At 52.5% G+C, this 806-nt stretch carries 2 protein-coding genes; both read left to right on the top strand.

The features are described from left to right. Positions 1 to 415 (top strand): rRNA maturation RNase YbeY (ybeY, locus tag ACTHUR_RS13200; protein ID WP_440398973.1); only part of this gene is annotated, 415 nt, incomplete at its 5' end. 1 nt (position 416) lies between these two features. Further along, the coding region (locus tag ACTHUR_RS13195; RefSeq protein ID WP_440398971.1) for a CBS domain-containing protein at positions 417 to 806 on the top strand (390 nt) is incomplete at its 3' end.

Here is an 806-nt window from a genome sequence, read left to right as displayed (position 1 = left end):
CGATTTTTACCGCTGGGCGTGGTCTGCCTTGAAAAACGAATACCGCCGTGCAGACATCAGCCTGATTCTTCTGGACGAAGAAGAAGCCCGCGCCTACAACCGCGACTACCGCGGCAAAGATTACGCCACCAATGTATTGAGTTTCGCACTCAACGAAGGCGAAATCCTGCCCGACCAGTTTTCAGACGGCCTGTATGGCGATTTGGTGATTTGCCCGCAAGTGGTTTTGAAAGAAGCCGCCGAACAAGGCAAAACACCTGAGCAGCATTTTGCCCACCTGACCATACACGGTACTTTACACCTGATGGGCTACGACCACATCGAAGACGATGAAGCCGAAATAATGGAAGCCGAAGAAATCCGCCTGATGCTGGCGTCAGGCTTCCCCAACCCCTACCAAGAGGACGAATATTAAAATGGACGGTACGCAGTCGAAACCCAAGTTTTTCGAACGCCTAATCTCCCGACTTGCCGGCGAGCCCGACTCCGCCGAAGACGTATTAACCCTGCTGCGCCAAGCGCACGAGCAGGAAGTTTTTGATGCCGACACACTGACCCGGCTGGAAAAAGTATTGGACTTTGCCGAACTGGAAGTGCGTGATGCCATGATTACGCGCAGCCGCATGAACGTATTGAAAGAGAACGACAGCATCGAGCGCATCACGGCCTACATCATCGAAACCGCCCATTCGCGTTTCCCCGTCATCGGTGAAGACAAAGACGAGGTTTTAGGTATTTTGCACGCCAAAGACCTGCTCAAATATATGTTCAACCCCGAGCAGTTTCACCTGAAATCCGTCTTACGC

Source organism: Neisseria sp. P0021.S007, from assembly GCF_051956855.1.
Note: the sequence above shows the minus strand (reverse complement) of the source record. Positions and strands in the feature narration are given on the sequence as shown.